General features: G+C 54.7%; 11 protein-coding genes. 8 read left to right on the forward strand and 3 right to left on the reverse strand.

The window, feature by feature from the left end; translation table 11 throughout:
• Positions 1 to 10: 10 nt before the first annotated feature.
• The 3 genes from kdpA to AC0JZ1_RS01095 all read right to left on the reverse strand — a co-directional run bounded on the left by kdpA (position 11) and on the right by AC0JZ1_RS01095 (position 2,934).
• Positions 11 to 1,720 carry a potassium-transporting ATPase subunit KdpA gene (kdpA, locus tag AC0JZ1_RS01085; protein ID WP_471880598.1) on the reverse strand — a complete coding sequence of 570 codons (1,710 nt, stop codon included), beginning with the start codon at positions 1,718 to 1,720 and terminating at the stop codon, positions 11 to 13.
• Between the two features lie 15 nt (positions 1,721 to 1,735).
• Positions 1,736 to 1,822 carry a K(+)-transporting ATPase subunit F gene (gene kdpF / locus AC0JZ1_RS01090; RefSeq protein ID WP_113377767.1) on the reverse strand — a complete coding sequence of 29 codons (87 nt, stop codon included), beginning with the start codon at positions 1,820 to 1,822 and terminating at the stop codon, positions 1,736 to 1,738.
• A 209-nt stretch (positions 1,823 to 2,031) separates the two neighbouring features.
• Positions 2,032 to 2,934 carry a DMT family transporter gene (locus AC0JZ1_RS01095; RefSeq protein ID WP_471880599.1) on the reverse strand — a complete coding sequence of 301 codons (903 nt, stop codon included), beginning with the start codon at positions 2,932 to 2,934 and terminating at the stop codon, positions 2,032 to 2,034.
• A gap of 256 nt (positions 2,935 to 3,190) precedes the next feature.
• Between AC0JZ1_RS01095 and AC0JZ1_RS01100 the strand changes: the two genes are divergently transcribed.
• The 8 genes from AC0JZ1_RS01100 to AC0JZ1_RS01135 all read left to right on the forward strand — a co-directional run bounded on the left by AC0JZ1_RS01100 (position 3,191) and on the right by AC0JZ1_RS01135 (position 15,639).
• The gene (locus AC0JZ1_RS01100; protein ID WP_471880600.1) at positions 3,191 to 4,267 is read left to right on the forward strand and encodes an HD-GYP domain-containing protein; all 1,077 of its coding nucleotides are present in this window, start codon (positions 3,191 to 3,193) and stop codon (positions 4,265 to 4,267) included.
• 344 nt (positions 4,268 to 4,611) lie between these two features.
• Positions 4,612 to 5,316, forward strand: coding sequence for a lipopolysaccharide kinase InaA family protein (locus tag AC0JZ1_RS01105; RefSeq protein ID WP_471880601.1), 705 nt, complete (start codon positions 4,612 to 4,614; stop codon positions 5,314 to 5,316).
• Positions 5,317 to 5,432: 116 nt separating this feature from the next.
• Positions 5,433 to 6,590 (forward strand): HPP family protein, encoded by a 1,158-nt coding sequence (locus AC0JZ1_RS01110; RefSeq protein WP_471880602.1) that lies wholly within the window; start codon positions 5,433 to 5,435, stop codon positions 6,588 to 6,590.
• Between the two features lie 194 nt (positions 6,591 to 6,784).
• Entirely contained in the window at positions 6,785 to 7,801 is a 1,017-nt protein-coding gene (gene bcsN / locus AC0JZ1_RS01115; RefSeq protein WP_471880603.1) for a cellulose biosynthesis protein BcsN, read from the forward strand.
• 29 nt (positions 7,802 to 7,830) lie between these two features.
• On the forward strand, positions 7,831 to 9,987 hold the full coding sequence (bcsA, locus tag AC0JZ1_RS01120; protein WP_471880604.1) for a UDP-forming cellulose synthase catalytic subunit: 2,157 nt from the start codon (positions 7,831 to 7,833) through the stop codon (positions 9,985 to 9,987).
• On the forward strand, positions 9,984 to 12,359 hold the full coding sequence (locus AC0JZ1_RS01125; protein WP_471880605.1) for a cellulose biosynthesis cyclic di-GMP-binding regulatory protein BcsB: 2,376 nt from the start codon (positions 9,984 to 9,986) through the stop codon (positions 12,357 to 12,359). Before bcsA ends, AC0JZ1_RS01125 begins: the two co-directional genes overlap by 4 nt.
• Positions 12,356 to 13,393 carry a glycosyl hydrolase family 8 gene (locus AC0JZ1_RS01130; protein WP_471880606.1) on the forward strand — a complete coding sequence of 346 codons (1,038 nt, stop codon included), beginning with the start codon at positions 12,356 to 12,358 and terminating at the stop codon, positions 13,391 to 13,393. The genes AC0JZ1_RS01125 and AC0JZ1_RS01130 overlap by 4 nt, the downstream gene beginning before the upstream one ends.
• Positions 13,390 to 15,639: a tetratricopeptide repeat protein gene (locus AC0JZ1_RS01135; protein ID WP_471880894.1), complete on the forward strand. Its 2,250-nt coding sequence runs from the start codon at positions 13,390 to 13,392 to the stop codon at positions 15,637 to 15,639. Before AC0JZ1_RS01130 ends, AC0JZ1_RS01135 begins: the two co-directional genes overlap by 4 nt.

The raw sequence follows: 15,639 nt of genomic DNA on the forward strand, positions 1-15,639 counted from the left end.
AGGATTTCCTTTAGAAGGTTTGGCCAGCCAGCATTGCAAAATGTTCTGCAATGGGGCCCAAAGCGAGTGCCGGGAAGAACTGAAGGCCGCCAAGGATGAGGATGATGCCGATCAAAAGGCCGACGAAGAGCGGTCCATCGGTAGGAAAGGTGCCGGCGGAAGCTGGCGTCTTTACTTTTCCCGCAAGAGAACCTGCAATTGCCATGACTGGTACGACATAGGCAAAGCGACCGAGCATCATCGAGATACCAAGTGTGCTGTTATACCAGAGGGTATTGCCTGAAAGGCCTCCGAAGGCAGAACCGTTGTTGCCCGCGGCGGAGGTAAAGGCATAGAGAATTTCCGAGAGCCCATGGGGACCTGCCGTGCCGATACTTGCGACTGCTGCAGGCAACATGGCGGAAATGGCCGAGAAGCCGAGGATAACTAAAGGCAGGACAAGCACCGCCAGCATGGCGAAGGTCATTTCGCGCCCTTCGATCTTCTTGCCGAGAAATTCGGGCGTACGACCGACCATCAGACCAGCGACGAAGACGGAAAGCAGTGCGAAAATCAGCATGCCGTAAAGACCGGACCCCACACCGCCGGGCAGAACTTCACCCAGTTGGATCAGGAACATTGGTACGAGACCACCAAGTCCGGTAAAGGAGCCGTGCATGCCATTGACGCCACCATCCGACAGGCCGGTGGTCACGGCAGCATAAAGCGCTGTCATGGCCTGACCGAAGCGAACTTCCTTGCCTTCCATATTGCCGAGGGAAGGATCGACACCGAGAGAGGTGAGAATTGGATTGCCTTGCGTCTCGGCCCAATAAATGACGCCGACCCCGGTGATGAGCAGCACGGCCATGGCCGTGATCAAGGCCCAGCCCTGGCGGCGATTTCCGACCATTTCACCGAATGCATAGACCATGGAAGCGGCGATCCATAGCATGGCAAATATGTTAAGATAGTTAGACCAAGCCGTTGGGTTTTCGAAAGGATGCGCCGCATTGGCGTTAAAGAAGCCGCCACCATTGGTACCAAGCTGCTTGATGGCTTCCTGAGAGGCGACTGGCCCAAGCGAGATGACCTGCTTTGCACCTTCCAGCGTTGTGGCTTCCACAGAGGCTTGCAGTGTTTGCGGCAATCCCATCGCCACAAATGCCAGGGCCACGACTACGGCGATAGGCAAGAGGATGTAAAGCGTGGCACGTGTGCTATCGACCCAAAAGTTTCCAAGTGTCGATGCCTTGGAGCGGGCCAGAGCGCGCGTCAAAGCCACGGCCAATGCCATGCCGGTTGCGGCAGATAGGAAGTTCTGCACGGTGAGGCCCGCCATTTGGCTGAAATGGCTCAACGTGCTTTCGCCGCCATAGTTCTGCCAGTTCGTATTCGTGACGAACGAAACAGCCGTGTTGAAGGCGAGATCCGGTGTCATGCCTGCGAAACCTTGCGGGTTCAGTGGCAAGTAAGCCTGAAGCCGCAGGATTGCATACAGCGCAAGAAAGCCCGCAATAGAAAAGGCAAGCATGGACAGCGTATAGGCTAGCCAACCTTGCTCTCTATCGGCGCGGATGCCAGCGAGGCGATAAAAACCGCGCTCCATCCAACCAAGCAGAGGGGAAAGGAATGTGTTTTCGCCATGGAAGACCTTCGCCATATGGAGCCCCAAGGGCTTAATGGTAAGGAGAACGGCAGCGAAAAGGAGGCCGATTTGCAGCCACCCGATAATGGACATGATGTTCTCCTGAAGTCAGAAGCGCTCGGGCCGCAAAAGCGTAACCACGAGATAGATGCCGAGAGCGATGGCGACGAAAAGGCCAAATAGGGGTTCGAGCATGATGGCAGCCTTTAGAACCGGTCGAGCGCACGGGCGTATAAGGCCAGCAGCAACAGAGTGCCGCAGCCGAGTGCGATGAAGATGAAGTCGAGCATGTGTCTACTCCTGTAGGGACAGGAGTTTGGATATGCTTTCTGATGGTCAGAATTCGATTGGGAAGCCGTACCAGTGATATAAGGAAAAGATAAAGACGCCGCTTATGCGCGCCTTCAACTTGGCTTGGATGCAGGGAGCGGCCTTCCACGCCGTTTCAAATTGAAGAGGTTGCCCACCACGATGAGGGCAGCACCCGCTGCGGTAAATCCGTCTACTGCTTCCTGATACAAAAGATAACCTATGAGAGCAGAGGCGGGAACGCGCAGGTAATCCATGGGCATGACGACCGTCGCATCGGCATAGCCAAGCGCGCGCGCCATGCAGAAATGCGCGAATGTGCCGCTGAAGGCGATGAGGAATATCCAAGGCCAGATCTCGGCGGACGGCCAAACCCAAACGCGCAGAGCCGGTACCAAACCGAAGATCGACTGGATGATGAGCATCCAGAATATGATCTTCGTTGCACTGTCTGTCCCGGTCAGGAACTTCGTCATGATGAAGGAGATGGCGAAAACGAAGGCAGCGCCCAGCACAATGAGATGCCCCGGATTGAGCGCAGTCGTTCCAGGATGGACAATCAGCACCACGCCTGTCAGGCCAAATACAATGGCGATGGCTTTACCAATCGTAATGCGCTCTGAAAGAAAAAGCGCCGCCATAATTGCGGCCCAGATCGGAGCCGTAAATTCAATGGCAATGACCTGTGCCATCGGGATCATTGTGAGGCCCATAAGCCATGCAAATTGCCCGATATAATGGGCAGCATTGCGTGCAATGTGGCTTGGCAAAACGGGTGTTTTCATAGCCCGAAATCCACCCTGGCGCAGGACGAGAGGAATGAGCATGAAGAAGGCGATGACGGAGCGCATCTCCATAACCTGAAACACATCAAGCTCTCGGGTGATTGCCCGGCCTGAAATAGCCATAAGCAGCAGCAGGCCAATGGAGGCAAGCATCCAGATTGCTGCCTTAAGAGCGTTGGACGGCGCTGCCTGCATTTCAATTACCTTTCCCATTTCGTGCCGCACAACCTGCATGTGAGGGACATGCGAGGGTGTAAAAATGCGCGCGTTTCTCCTTAAACGATTTTCCAGCTCTTGCCGCACAAAAAGCGGCGCGTTCTATTTCCGTCGATGACGGTGATTTGAGAACTGAAATTAATGGAAAATTATCGGCTACACTGCTTCTTTGGATGTGAAGTGCGAATATAATCAGATGAATACAGGGTTCGCTGTCCATCTCCACGGAGATCGCAGGCTCTAGGCGGGTATTATGCTTGTTTTTCTCATTGATGACAGTCGGTCCATGCTCTCTGCGATGCAGGATGCTCTATCGAATGTCGAAAATTGCAGAATTCAGGCATTTCTAAACCCGCGTGATGCACTCAAAGCCCTTACGCATATTACGCCTGATCTCGTTCTGGTGGACTACGCCATGCCGGAAATGAGCGGCATCGATGTCATTTCGGCAATCCGCCGCAACGCCGCCAGCGCAACGGTGCCCGTCATCATGATTACATCCAACACTGAACCAGCCATAAAGCTGAACGCCATGGCTGCGGGCGCTACCGAGTTTTTGAGCAAGCCTGTCGATCATGTTGAACTCAGCCTTCGCGTGCGTAACCTGCTGAGCATTCGTGCCGAGCAAATTGCACTTGCCTGTAAAGCGCAGGAACTTCAGACAAAATTTGAAGAGGCATTGGCACGCGTTGAACGGCGTGAGGAGGAGATCATTTGGCGGCTTTCACGGGCAATCGGCTGCCGGGATCGTGAGACAGGAAATCACCTTGATCGCGTTGCGCTGATGTCCCGTATGATTTCCGAGGAACTTGGTTTCGATAAGCGGCAGGCTCGAATTATATTTCTGGCAACCCCTTTGCACGATGTAGGCAAGCTCGCGGTTCGCGATGCTATTTTGATGAAGCCAGGACGCTTGACCGCGGATGAGTTCATCGAAATGCAAATGCATACGGAATTTGGCGCAGACATTCTCAAAGACAGTGCCAGTGAACTGATCCAGACCGCGCAGCGCATCGCGGCCAGCCATCATGAGCGTTGGGATGGCTCCGGTTATCCTCGGGGTTTAAAGGGAACCGATATCCCAATCGAAGCCCGTATTGTTGCGGTTGCCGATGTGTTCGATGCCCTCTGCTCAGAACGCCCTTACAAAACGGCTTGGCCTGTCGAGAAGGCATTTGAGGAAGTCCTGAAAGGCAGCGGAACCCACTTCGACCCATCTTGCGTTGCAGCCTTCCGTCGTCGCTGGCAGGAAATTCAGGTGCTGTTTTCGTCAATCGATGAAGAGGATGTTGACGAGGCCGTGCCAATTCGTAAGGCCGCCTCAGCCTGATCAAATCCTGAAGCTACCTAGAACCGTCAGATTTTCATTACGCTTTAAGTTCTTGTTTTACGGCACGTCGTAATGGCAAAATCGCCGCAGAATTTCGCGCGAGATGCTGTAGCACCATGTTGATCATGGTGCCGTTTGTCATTGATCTGTCATAATATACTGGACCTTGCGCAAAATCATCATTAAGCGAAGACAGAAGACGGCTTTAGCTCAGCGTGAATGGGCGCGAAGGCCAGGTTGTGCCATGGGCAATCGCGCTCATGGCAAGTTGGGATTTTGTCAGGTTCACAATGGTTGTCATGCGGTCGCACGAAAATGCGGTTGTACAGGAACTTCGGCAGCGGATGGCTTTGCAGAGAGAGCCGGCGCGCGTGGAGCGTATGGACCTTCAGGGGCAGACTTATTGGATCAAAAGGCCTGAGCATCATTCATTTCTCTGGCGCCTGCGTAAGGGCGATCCGCTTAAATCTCTGCATAGGGAAATTTTTGGCTACCAGCAGTTGAATTCCTTGGGGTTGGCCGCTGCGCCGTTGGTGGATTCAGGCGATGATTATTTCATCACTGCAAATGCGGGCGTCTCCATTGCTACTCTCTACCACGATCAGAAGGAGACCAACGAGGAACGCGGGCGCGCGTTATGTACTGCCGCGAAAGCTCTTCGCGATATTCATTCGGCTGGCATGGCGCATGGTCGTCCAAATTTGAAAGACATGTTGTGGGACGGCCAGAAGGTCTACTTCATTGATTTCGAAATGTTTGGCGTCGTTCGCAATCCGCGCCGCGCGCAGATTCTGGATCTCCTTATGTTCGCGCTGAGCTGCTTTGCCATTGCCAATAATTCACCGCCCCAAACGCGTGAGGCGCTACTCGCTTACCGCGACCTTGATAACGGCGGCATTTGGCAGGGGGCGGTTACCTGGCTTCGTCGTCTTCAGCCGGTACGGCTTCTGGTCAAACCTTTGTTGCGCAGCAAAAAGCGTCTGCGCGACGTTCGCGCTTTTTGCGCGATGATGGATATGATGCTTTCGATCGAAGAAGAGGCACGATAATCCGTCTGATTGTGAATTAGCGTTTTAGCACATCGGCAGCATTTAAAAAATGCAGTCTGCCGCAAACTTGTGCAATGCGCTAAAGACAGGGAGTAGTCGCTTCTCGGAAATTCATGATGTCCTTTCTTCAGCGTTTAAATCCCGCCATTGTGCCTGTCAGTTTGAAGGAGCGGCTGAGAGCATCGCTCGGCGCGTTGACGGGCATCTTGCTGACAGGGTTCGTGAGTTCGCTGGCTGTCGATTCTCACGCCGCGGTGCCGTTATTGGTTGCGCCCATGGGGGCCTCCGCAGTCTTGTTATTTGCCGCACCAGCTAGTCCTTTGGCCCAGCCATGGTCGATTCTGGGTGGCAATACGGTAGCGGCCTTGATCGGGGTGACCTGCGCTCTGCTTATTCCCCATCCGCTGCTGGCGGCGTGCGGTGCAATTGCCGCGGCCATTGCGGTCATGCTGATGTTGAACTGCCTGCATCCGCCAAGTGGTGCCGTTGCGCTCACGGCGGTTCTCGGAGGGCCTGCAATTCAGCAGGCCGGATATTGGTTCGTCCTGTCGCCAATCGCCATTAATTCCATCATTCTCCTTCTGGTGGCCTTGCTGTTCAATAATCTCACAGGGCGTCGTTATCCGCACATCGTGTCAAAACCATCTAGTGCGCCAGTGACCACCGACCCTTTGCCCAGCCACCGGTTGGGTGCTACGCAGGAGGATATCGAGGCTGCCATTCGTGACATTGATGAGGTTGTTGATGTCAGCGCTGACGAGTTGGACGAGTTGTTTCACAAGGCGCAAATTCGCGCTTTTGAGAGACACGCCGATGTGGTTACCTGTGCGGACATCATGTCGCGTGATGTGGTGACTGTCGCCAGCAGTAGCGATTTGAAGGCGGCGTGGCGGCTTCTGATGGCGCGTCATGTGAGAGCTCTGCCGGTCATCAGAACCGACGGAACCTTGGTGGGAATCGTAAGCCTTGACGACTTCCTGCGAAACTCCATGCTTTCGGATGCGGGAACTCTTAATCTCGGCTTTCGGCGGCGTCTCTCAGCCTCGCTGAAGCGCGAGGCCCTGCCGAAAACAGTCAACGATATTATGAAAAGCAAGGTCCAATCGGCACTTCCCGACACCAGAATCAGCCGACTTGTCTATCCCCTCGTGGATCAAGGGCTTGATCAAATCCCGGTCGTCGATGATCAAAATCGTTTGGTCGGGGTGGTTTCTCAATCAGACCTGCTTGCTGCTCTGTTTCAGCAGCGTCTGGACCAGACGGTCGCGTTTTGACCGGTTGTCGTCCCGCACATCTATGGTCGGGCATTAAACCTCCTGTTGTACGATTTTCAATCTCTGATATAGCAACTTAATATTAGAATTTACCGAATGTTAACCATAGCTATGGGTAAGTGACAGGATATCACGAATCGCCTTGAGCATCCAAAAAGGCGTTCCATGTTCGAACCTGTCCTTAAGGAAACGCTGTGGTTGAGGTCCGTTTGACTTTGGTGGCGCTTTTAATAGCCTTAGCTGGATGCAGCACGACCGGCGGAGTGAAAACACCAAGCGGACCGGAACTTGTTGCCGCCGACAAGGCACTCCTGATGCCGCCACCGGGTGGGCCAGCCATTGTCGGCGTGGTTCAGAATGCACACGGCAATGGCACGGAGCAGACAATTTCGCTGGCAACCAACAGTCGCGTTCCCGGGCAAAACTACTTCAAGGTTACCTTCAACGGCGGGCGGCAGGCGGGCGAGCCAACAAACATTGCCTATAGACCGGTCAGTGAATCGTCCATTCGTCGGGAGATTGCGCAGGCTGCTCCAGGTGTCCGTCTCAATCGCTCGTCGCTATACCTTCAAAATGCTTATGGACCTTTTGGCTATGCATCTGGACACACACGCACGGGCGATATGTGTCTTTATGGCTGGCAACAGGTCCGCTCTCGCAGCACGGGTAGTGGAATTGGGCGCGATTTCGGCATGATCCAGGTTCGCCTCCGGCTTTGCGATGCACGTGCGACTGAGAATGAACTATTAAGTGTACTCTACGGATACACTATTGTCGGTACGTTTCAGGGCGAAATTTGGAATCCCTACGGCAGCCCGGCGCCGGTTGATCCAAGGCTAGGGCAGGGCGGACAGCCAATCTATCCGAACCCGAATGTGGCAGCACGCAACATGGCGTTTGGATATTCGACGCCAGAACTTGTGACGACATCATCCATAAAGCCAACAGGCGCCAGGGCCAAGATGACACGGGTTGCGCCATCTCCGGTTGCCCCAATCGCGCAAAATATCAATCCTTCACAACCTGTCCAACCTACGCAGAACCTAAGCATGGGCGTCACAGTTAGGGTTCCAGCTCCGCCTACATCTGCGGTTACTACCAGTCCGAGAGGAAACGTAACTTCCGTTACGATCCCATCACCTGAATGCATAGGCAGTGAAGCCGCTGCGGCTAGCTGCAACAACAAGGGCAATCCTGCGCCCGCCTTCTGAGGGGGTGGGTTGTTGCCGAAGGAATGACGATGCGCAATGTGCCAAGCATTATTCTTTGGGCATTTATGGCCATCTGCGTGATCGGCTTGATCACCTTGCCAGTGAACCTGCAGACGCAGCTCATTCTGAGCATCACTGTCGTGACCATTATGGGAGTGTTGAAAATCCTGGATATTGGCGGGCGGTGGCGGCTGGTAGCTCTCGCATTCGGCATGGCCATTGTTTGGCGCTATGTTTACTGGCGCACAACCGAAACACTTCCTCCTATCAATCAGCCAGAGAATTTTATCCCAGGCCTGCTTCTCTATCTGGCAGAAATCTACAGCGTCATGATGTTGGCGCTCAGCCTGTTTATTGTCGCGATGCCGCTGCCGTCTCGCCCATCACGGGCCGACAGCCAAAAAACATTCCCTTACGTCGACGTCTTCATCCCCACATATAATGAGGATGCGGTTCTGCTTGCCAACACATTGGCTGCCGCCAAAGCGATGGATTATCCCGCTGACCGGCTTACCGTCTGGCTGCTGGATGATGGTGGAACAGTTCAGAAGCGAAACGCGCCGGATGTGCGCGAATCCGAATCTGCCATCGCCCGTCATGCTGAACTCACGGAACTGTGTCGCGCACTCGGCGTGAATTACCTGACCCGCGAGAAAAACCAACATGCGAAGGCGGGAAATCTCAATAATGGTCTTGCCCACTCAACGGGAGAGCTTGTTGCCGTATTCGATGCCGATCATGCTCCAGCCAGAGACTTCCTTTTGGAAACAGTCGGCTATTTTGAGGAAGACCCAAAACTCTTTCTCGTGCAAACGCCCCATTTTTTCCTGAACCCAGATCCACTGGAGAGAAACCTTAGAACTTTTGAGCGGATGCCAAGCGAGAATGAAATGTTCTACGGCATTATTCAGCGCGGGCTGGATAAGTGGAATGCGGCGTTCTTCTGCGGCTCCGCAGCGGTTTTGAGCCGCAGAGCGCTCGAAACGACCAAGGGCTTCAGCGGTCTGAGCATCACGGAAGATTGCGAAACAGCGCTCGAACTGCACAGTGCGGGCTGGAACAGCATCTATGTCGATAAGCCCCTGATTGCCGGTCTGCAGCCAGCAACCTTCGCCAGCTTTATTGGACAGCGCAGCCGTTGGGCCCAAGGAATGATGCAAATTTTGCGTTTCCGTATGCCCTTTCTCAAGCGCGGGCTCTCCTTGCCGCAGCGGTTCTGTTACATGTCCTCAACGCTGTTTTGGCTATTTCCTTTTCCGCGCACGATCTTCCTCGTCGCGCCATTGTTCTACCTCTTCTTTGATCTGGAAATTTTCACGGCCTCCGGCGGTGAGTTTCTGGCCTATACGCTGGCCTACATGCTGGTGAACCTGATGATGCAGAACTACTTGTATGGTTCTTTCCGTTGGCCTTGGATTTCAGAGCTTTACGAGTTCGTGCAGACGATCCATCTGCTTCCGGCGGTGATCTCTGTCATGCTCAACCCTCGCAAGCCGACTTTTAAGGTTACGGCGAAGGATGAATCTGTATCGGTCAGCCGCTTGTCAGAGATCAGCCGCCCGTTCTTTATCATTTTCGCAATCCAGATCATTGCCGTTCTGGTTACAATCTACCGCATTTATACCGAGCCATATAAGGCAGACGTTACACTGGTTGTCGGCGGCTGGAATCTCATCAATCTCATTCTGGCTGGCTGCGCACTTGGCGTGGTCTCAGAACGTGGTGAGAAATCCTCTTCGCGGCGAGTGCGCGTGCGCAGGCGCTGCGAATTTGGCATCGGCGATCAGTGGTATTCGGCATCCATAGAAGATGTGTCCGTCGGCGGCACCGGATTGCAGGTTTTTGGAAGGGACATGGCAAGTGTCGCCCCTGGAACCGAGGCGGCCATTCGCTTTCGCCCCCATGGTAGCACCGAGATGGCAACACTACCTCTCGTTGTTCGCGGGATCACGAATTCTGGAGATGTCTCGCTGTTGGGTTGCCAATACAGGCCGCGAAGCCCACAGGACCATCGCTGGATCGCCGATTTGATTTTCGCCAACTCCTCTCAATGGGAGGAATTCCAGAAGGCACGGAGATACAATCCCGGCATTCTGCGAGGCACCATATGGTTCTTAGGCCTCTCTCTTTACCAGACCAGCCGTGGACTGCTGTACTTCTTCCGCGGAATGGGGAGAAGCACATGATCAAGCGTCATCGCTTCTTCGCAGCGCTCTACGCCTTGACGTTTTCGTTCTCAATGGCATTCATCGACTCGGCTTGGGCTGAGCCATTTGACATGTCGCCGGAACGACCTGCGGCATCCCCAACCGCCCCCCAGTTCCCGACTCCAGATTTAAGGTCGCTTCAGAGAACCCAGCCCACAGCCGTCTCGCCACAGCCACAGCCGCAGCCGGTTGTAAAACAGGAGGGTGCAGCCCGGCGCTATTTGATACCCACCGACGAGATGACGCTGGCTGGCGAATTCTCCCGTAATGCCTGGACAATTTATTTAACGGAAGGTGAGGCAAGGCTGCCAGCGAGGCTCAATCTCAGCTATCGCAGCGCTGTAGTCATTGCCCCTGAAGCGTCGCGCTTTTTTGTTTTCATCAATGGCCGAAAGCTGGTCGAGGAGCCAATTGCGGCAGCAGATGCGTCCAAGGCGCTCACTGCCGATGTTCCAGCCGGGATGTTGCAGGCAGGTGCCAACCGCATCGAGATGCGTGTCGATCAACGCCATCGAACAGATTGTGACGTGCGCTCCACTTACGATCTCTGGACTGAAGTTGATCCGGCAGAGACGTTCCTGGCTTTTGACGGGAAGGTAGAGAGCGAACCTCCAATAGCTGAAGCAATTCGTGCTGTTGGGGTAGATCAATCAGGCAATACAGAATTCCATATCGTTCTGCCTGCGCTGGGTCAGCCAGTTTCCGTCGCGCCGCTCCTTCGCCTCACGCAAGGCTTGTCGCTTTTGGCTGCAATGCCGAACCAGAATTTAACCTTCAGCCAAACGGGTCTTGGCACCGCATCTGCCGGAAAGATGGAGGTTTTGGTTGGAACGGCGGCTGAGCTGCAGCCCATTTTTCCTGCCCTGCCTGACATTGCTCAACGTTCAGGTATTGCAGTTCTCGTGCCCCACCCGAATTCGAACCAAAGCATGCTGCTCGTATCTGGCCCGAGCTGGGGAGAGATCAAGACTGCCATCGAAGGTCTCGTCGCACCACTCGACCGTGCAGCCAATGTACGGCGCGATGTGATTAACACACAGCGTTGGGCAGCTCCGGATGCGCCCCTTCTCTTTGGCGGTGAGCGCTTGCCTCTGTCGCAGCTTGGCGTCGATACCATTGAATTTCCCGGGCGGCGTTTTCGAACCTCGTTCAACATCGCTGTCCCTGCCGATTTCTATGCGAATGCCTATGGCGAAGCCAGACTGCTGCTAGATGCGGCCTTCGCGAATACGGTCCTGCCGGGGAGTCACGTCGATGTTTATGTTAATGGAAACATTGCCTCCACCGTTCCGATTACCTCCACAAAAGGAGGTATTTTCCGGCACCTTCCAATCAAGGTTGCACTCCGTCACATTCGCGCAGGTGTTAACACCATTGAATTGGAGGCTGTTATCCTGACGAAGGAAGATGCAGCTTGCGCGCCCGGGGCCACTGCCTCCGCAGAGCCCCGCCTAGCTCTGTTCAACACTTCTGAATGGGTGATGCCGAAATTTGCCCGGATTAGCCAGAATCCCAATCTCGTTGCTCTTTCAGGTACAGCTTTACCTTATGCACGGGCCGCGGATCCACTCATGGTTTCGATGGACCGTTTCGATGCTGAAACGCTGGGAGCGGCTTCCACATTTCTGGGAAAACTGGCGCTGATGGCTGGGCACCCTGTCGCGACGGATCTTCTAGCGTCCGTAACAGCCATCGGCGAACGAAATGCGATCTTCTTCGGATCGATTTCGCAAATGCCGCCCAAGCTCCTCACCCAGATCAACCTATCTCCCGACATAGCTACAACCTGGCGACCGGGAACCAATGTTCAGGCTCAGACGACCGAGACCTCTCAGACATTCGATAAGTGGCGTTCAAGAGTGAGCGGTGGAATATGGAGCGGGCAAGTCAGCGTTTTACAAGAATGGCTCCTTCGCAATTTCGACATCTCGTCCTCTTCGTTACAATTTATTCCAGGTGCTGATACTCCTTTCGCACCCTCGACCAATCAGAGCCTGCTTGTGGCTCAAGGTCCAAGCCCTGAAGGAAGAGCAAGCTGGACAGTGGTCACGGCACCCACTGCGAGCGATCTGAGAGAGGGACTAACAGCGATTTCGCAGCAGCATCGCTGGTTGCAAATTGCAGGTCGTGCGACGGCATTCATGGCAAAGACAGATGAGGCACAGGTGGTTCCTGCTTCTCACATCGAGTATGTGCGAACAGGCCCATTGTCTTTTGCAAACTATCGGCTCGTGCTCGCCAACTGGCTGTCGACCAATGTTTTGTTCTATGCGATACTTTTGGTTGTATTCACCGTCCTATTCGGGCTTTTGACAGCGTCCGTGCTGCGCCGGCTGGGGAGGGACAAATGATCTTGCGATTAATTGCTATGATGATGACCTTGCTTATTGGCACGATATCCCATGCGGCTGAGGCAACCATAACGGCCTCCGAGTGGTCTGCATACAAAGCTAAGTTTCTGGATGCGAGCGGACGCATCGTCGATAACGGCAATGGCGGTATCAGCCACAGCGAAGGCCAGGGCTATGGTCTACTGCTTGCCTATCTTGCAAACAGCCCCTCAGATTTCGAGCAGATATGGTCGTTTACACGTACAGAGCTTTTGCTCCGAGACGATGGATTGGCAGTTTGGAAATGGGACCCTTCGACCACGCCGCATGTCAAAGACATCAATAACGCGACAGATGGCGATTTGCTGATTGCCTATGCGCTTGCCCTTGGCGGTGCGCAGTGGCAGCGGATGGATTATGTCGAGGCGGCTGCACGTATTGCGCGAGCGGTCCTGAACCATACCGTTATCGCAGCCAGCGGGCGAACGATATTTTTGCCAGGCGTTCTCGGTTTCCGGGCCGAAGATCGTGACGATGGTCCTGTCGTGAATCCATCTTACTGGCTTTTTGAAGCCATGCCTGTCATGAAACTGCTCGCACCTTCTGATCAGTGGGACAAGCTTACTCAGAGCGGGCTGTCTATTCTCAAAGATCTTGGCATAGGTCCAACCAAGCTTCCGCCGGAATGGGCAAGTCTTCGCCAAAAACCAAAGGCTTCGACTGGGTTCGAGCCGCAATTTTCTTACAATGCCATCCGAGTGCCGCTCTATCTGGTTAGAGGTGATGTGCAGGATTCCGATCTTCTGAGACGTATTATGAATGGGATGGTGGATGGCAATGGGGTGGTCTCCATCATCGACCTGCCGAGCGGGAAACCCGTCGAGCAATTGAAGGACCCCGGCTACCAGATCGTGCATGATCTGGCCGAATGTGTGCTGGATGGAAAGCGTCTGCCAGAAACAGCACAGCAATTTCAGCCGGAATTCTACTATCCTGCTACGCTTCAATTGCTCAGTCTGGCATATGTTAGGGAGAACCGTCCCACGTGTCTTTGAAACTCCCAATCGCGCTTTTCACGGTAGCAGCCATCGGTGGCGGCGTCATGACTTCGCTGAAGCAGAACCAACCCGCTCCATTGCCTACAGAATTGGTACAATCAACGGCGCATGAGCGGCAGCCGAGGCTAGCCTTGGCTTCCTCCATCGATGATCCGGCATCCGTTGCGGAACAAATTCGTAGTGTTCAGGCGAAGCCCGCTGCGCCCCAAGCTTCCGTCGCCACTCCTTTCGCGGACGAGTTGGAATTGAGCCAAGTGAACCGCTCAGCGCCGACACCACAGCCCGCATCACCTGCTCCGGCACAAACACCCACTCAGACGCAGTCCAATCCCGGGCCGGATCTTTCCGCTCTGCGTTACTTTGCAGCACGCGGCGATACTGCACGGCTTCAAGCGGAAATTGCGCGCCTGCGATCCCTCTATCCTAACTGGACCCCGCCCGATGATCCCTTGGCCGTCCCCGTTGGCCGTGATGAGCGTCTCGAAGCGATGTGGAAGCTCTATGCGGATGGCAAATATGCAGAAGTGCGAAAGGCTATCGCAGACCGCCAAGCCAGCGAAACCGGCTGGCAGCCGCCACAGGATTTGCTTGAACGCCTGACCGTGGCCGAAACGCGTATTCGACTGGTTAATGCTTCCGATCTGAAGCAGTATGAAACAGTGATTGATCTTGCTGCCCAAACGCCGAGCTTAAGAACTTGCAGCGATGTGGATGTGCTTTGGCGTCTGGGGGAGGCATTTGCGAAGACGGACCGTGAGGACCGTGGCGTGGCCGTCTACCGCTACATCCTGGATAATTGCGATGACAAAGAGCAGCGTCTCGCGACAGTGCAAAAAGCGTCAACCGTTCTGAGCCCGCAAGCTTTCGCGCCTTTGCTGGCGCTTGAGAAGAATGATGAGTTTGCTTCTATTCGGGATGATCTGTCTCGCGACAGAGTTGCCGCCGCCAATGACAAGCCGGGCACGGATGTGGCGGATGAGGATCTTGCCAGGCTCCGCGCTCTAGCGGAGAAACAGGGCAAAGCCTCAGATGCGCTGCTGCTGGGTTGGTATGCGTTGCGGCATAACAATATTGAAGATGCCGAGAAATGGTTCCGAAAGGCTCACGCCACTGAAGATACATCGTCAGCCTCCCAAGGCTTAGCTCTAACGCTTATCCAGCTGAAGCGCCCGGTCGAGGCGGAAGATGTAATGTACAAATGGCGAAACGACTCTGAGGAGGCAACGGCTACATATCTTGCAACAACCGCCAACCTTTTGGCAGGCGATCCGCCGCCACAGTTAGAGGAAGAGGTTTTGGCTCGTGTGGCGCAGATGGTCGTTGAGAAAAAATATGTTCCGACGGCCCAGCAGCTGGGCTGGTATGCGCGTGCATTCAATCAACCCCAGACTGCTATCCAATGGTTCCAGACAGCTCTCAGCTGGAAACCGGATGATGAGCCGTCCGCCTATGGACTTGCGATCACCCGACAGCAAATGAACGATGCAGCTGGAGTGGCAGAGATCCAGCGCGCATGGGCGGCGCGGTCGCAACGTATTGCAAATCTTGGCATGATATCGACAACTGCATCCAATGTCGGTGTTGCGCCTGCTGGGCAAGTTGCTCAATCCGTGTCTCAATATGCGGCACCGGTGCAACAGATGGCGAAAACCGCGCCGCCGACTGCGGTGCGTAACGAGCCTCGTGCCGTGGGAAGAAGTGCTGCCTCGGGTTCCTCGCCACGGCAGGCATGTTCGATCAGTTCCAACCCAGCAGGGTTGTCTACGTCCTCCGCTCTGGCGCAAGGGTGGTGCCTGATGGAGTTGAACCGCCCCTTGGAGGCTGCAAACTCTTTCGAGGCAGCACTGTCATCCACTGACAGCAAGGTCCGTCAGGACGCTGCCTACGGCCAGAGCCTTGCCTATCTGCGCCTCGGTCTCACGAGCAAAGCAGCGGTTTCTGCTGCCAAGGCACCACAACAGGCCAATCGATCTGCCGAACTGCAAATTGCAATTCTTGCAGATCGCGCCAACGCTGCCTTCAATTCCGGTCGCTTCCGTGAAACACTCGTATATCTCGATCAACGAGCCACGCTCCAGCCGGAAAGCACGGACCTCATGGTGCTGCGCGCCTATGCCATGATGAATCTTGGACGCCCCAGCGATGCTTTGCGCATTTTTGAGGCTGTAGCGGAAACGGGCAATCGCGATGCCGCAAGGGGCATGGGCGAAGCGCGGGTGGCGATGGGTCTGCGAGAGAATTGA

The organism is Affinirhizobium capsici, assembly GCF_977018625.1.

What these genes read in the sequence shown, in the direction of transcription:
- AC0JZ1_RS01095 (WP_471880599.1), bottom strand. Translation starts at nt 2,934, where the DNA reads ATGGGAAAGGTAATTGAAATGCAGGCAGCGCCGTCCAACGCTCTTAAG.
- AC0JZ1_RS01100 (WP_471880600.1), top strand. Translation starts at nt 3,191, where the DNA reads ATGCTTGTTTTTCTCATTGATGACAGTCGGTCCATGCTCTCTGCGATG.
- AC0JZ1_RS01110 (WP_471880602.1), top strand. Translation starts at nt 5,433, where the DNA reads ATGTCCTTTCTTCAGCGTTTAAATCCCGCCATTGTGCCTGTCAGTTTG.
- kdpA (WP_471880598.1), bottom strand. Translation starts at nt 1,720, where the DNA reads ATGTCCATTATCGGGTGGCTGCAAATCGGCCTCCTTTTCGCTGCCGTT.
- AC0JZ1_RS01125 (WP_471880605.1), top strand. Translation starts at nt 9,984, where the DNA reads ATGATCAAGCGTCATCGCTTCTTCGCAGCGCTCTACGCCTTGACGTTT.
- AC0JZ1_RS01130 (WP_471880606.1), top strand. Translation starts at nt 12,356, where the DNA reads ATGATCTTGCGATTAATTGCTATGATGATGACCTTGCTTATTGGCACG.
- kdpF (WP_113377767.1), bottom strand. Translation starts at nt 1,822, where the DNA reads ATGCTCGAACCCCTATTTGGCCTTTTCGTCGCCATCGCTCTCGGCATC.
- bcsA (WP_471880604.1), top strand. Translation starts at nt 7,831, where the DNA reads ATGCGCAATGTGCCAAGCATTATTCTTTGGGCATTTATGGCCATCTGC.
- AC0JZ1_RS01105 (WP_471880601.1), top strand. Translation starts at nt 4,612, where the DNA reads ATGGCTTTGCAGAGAGAGCCGGCGCGCGTGGAGCGTATGGACCTTCAG.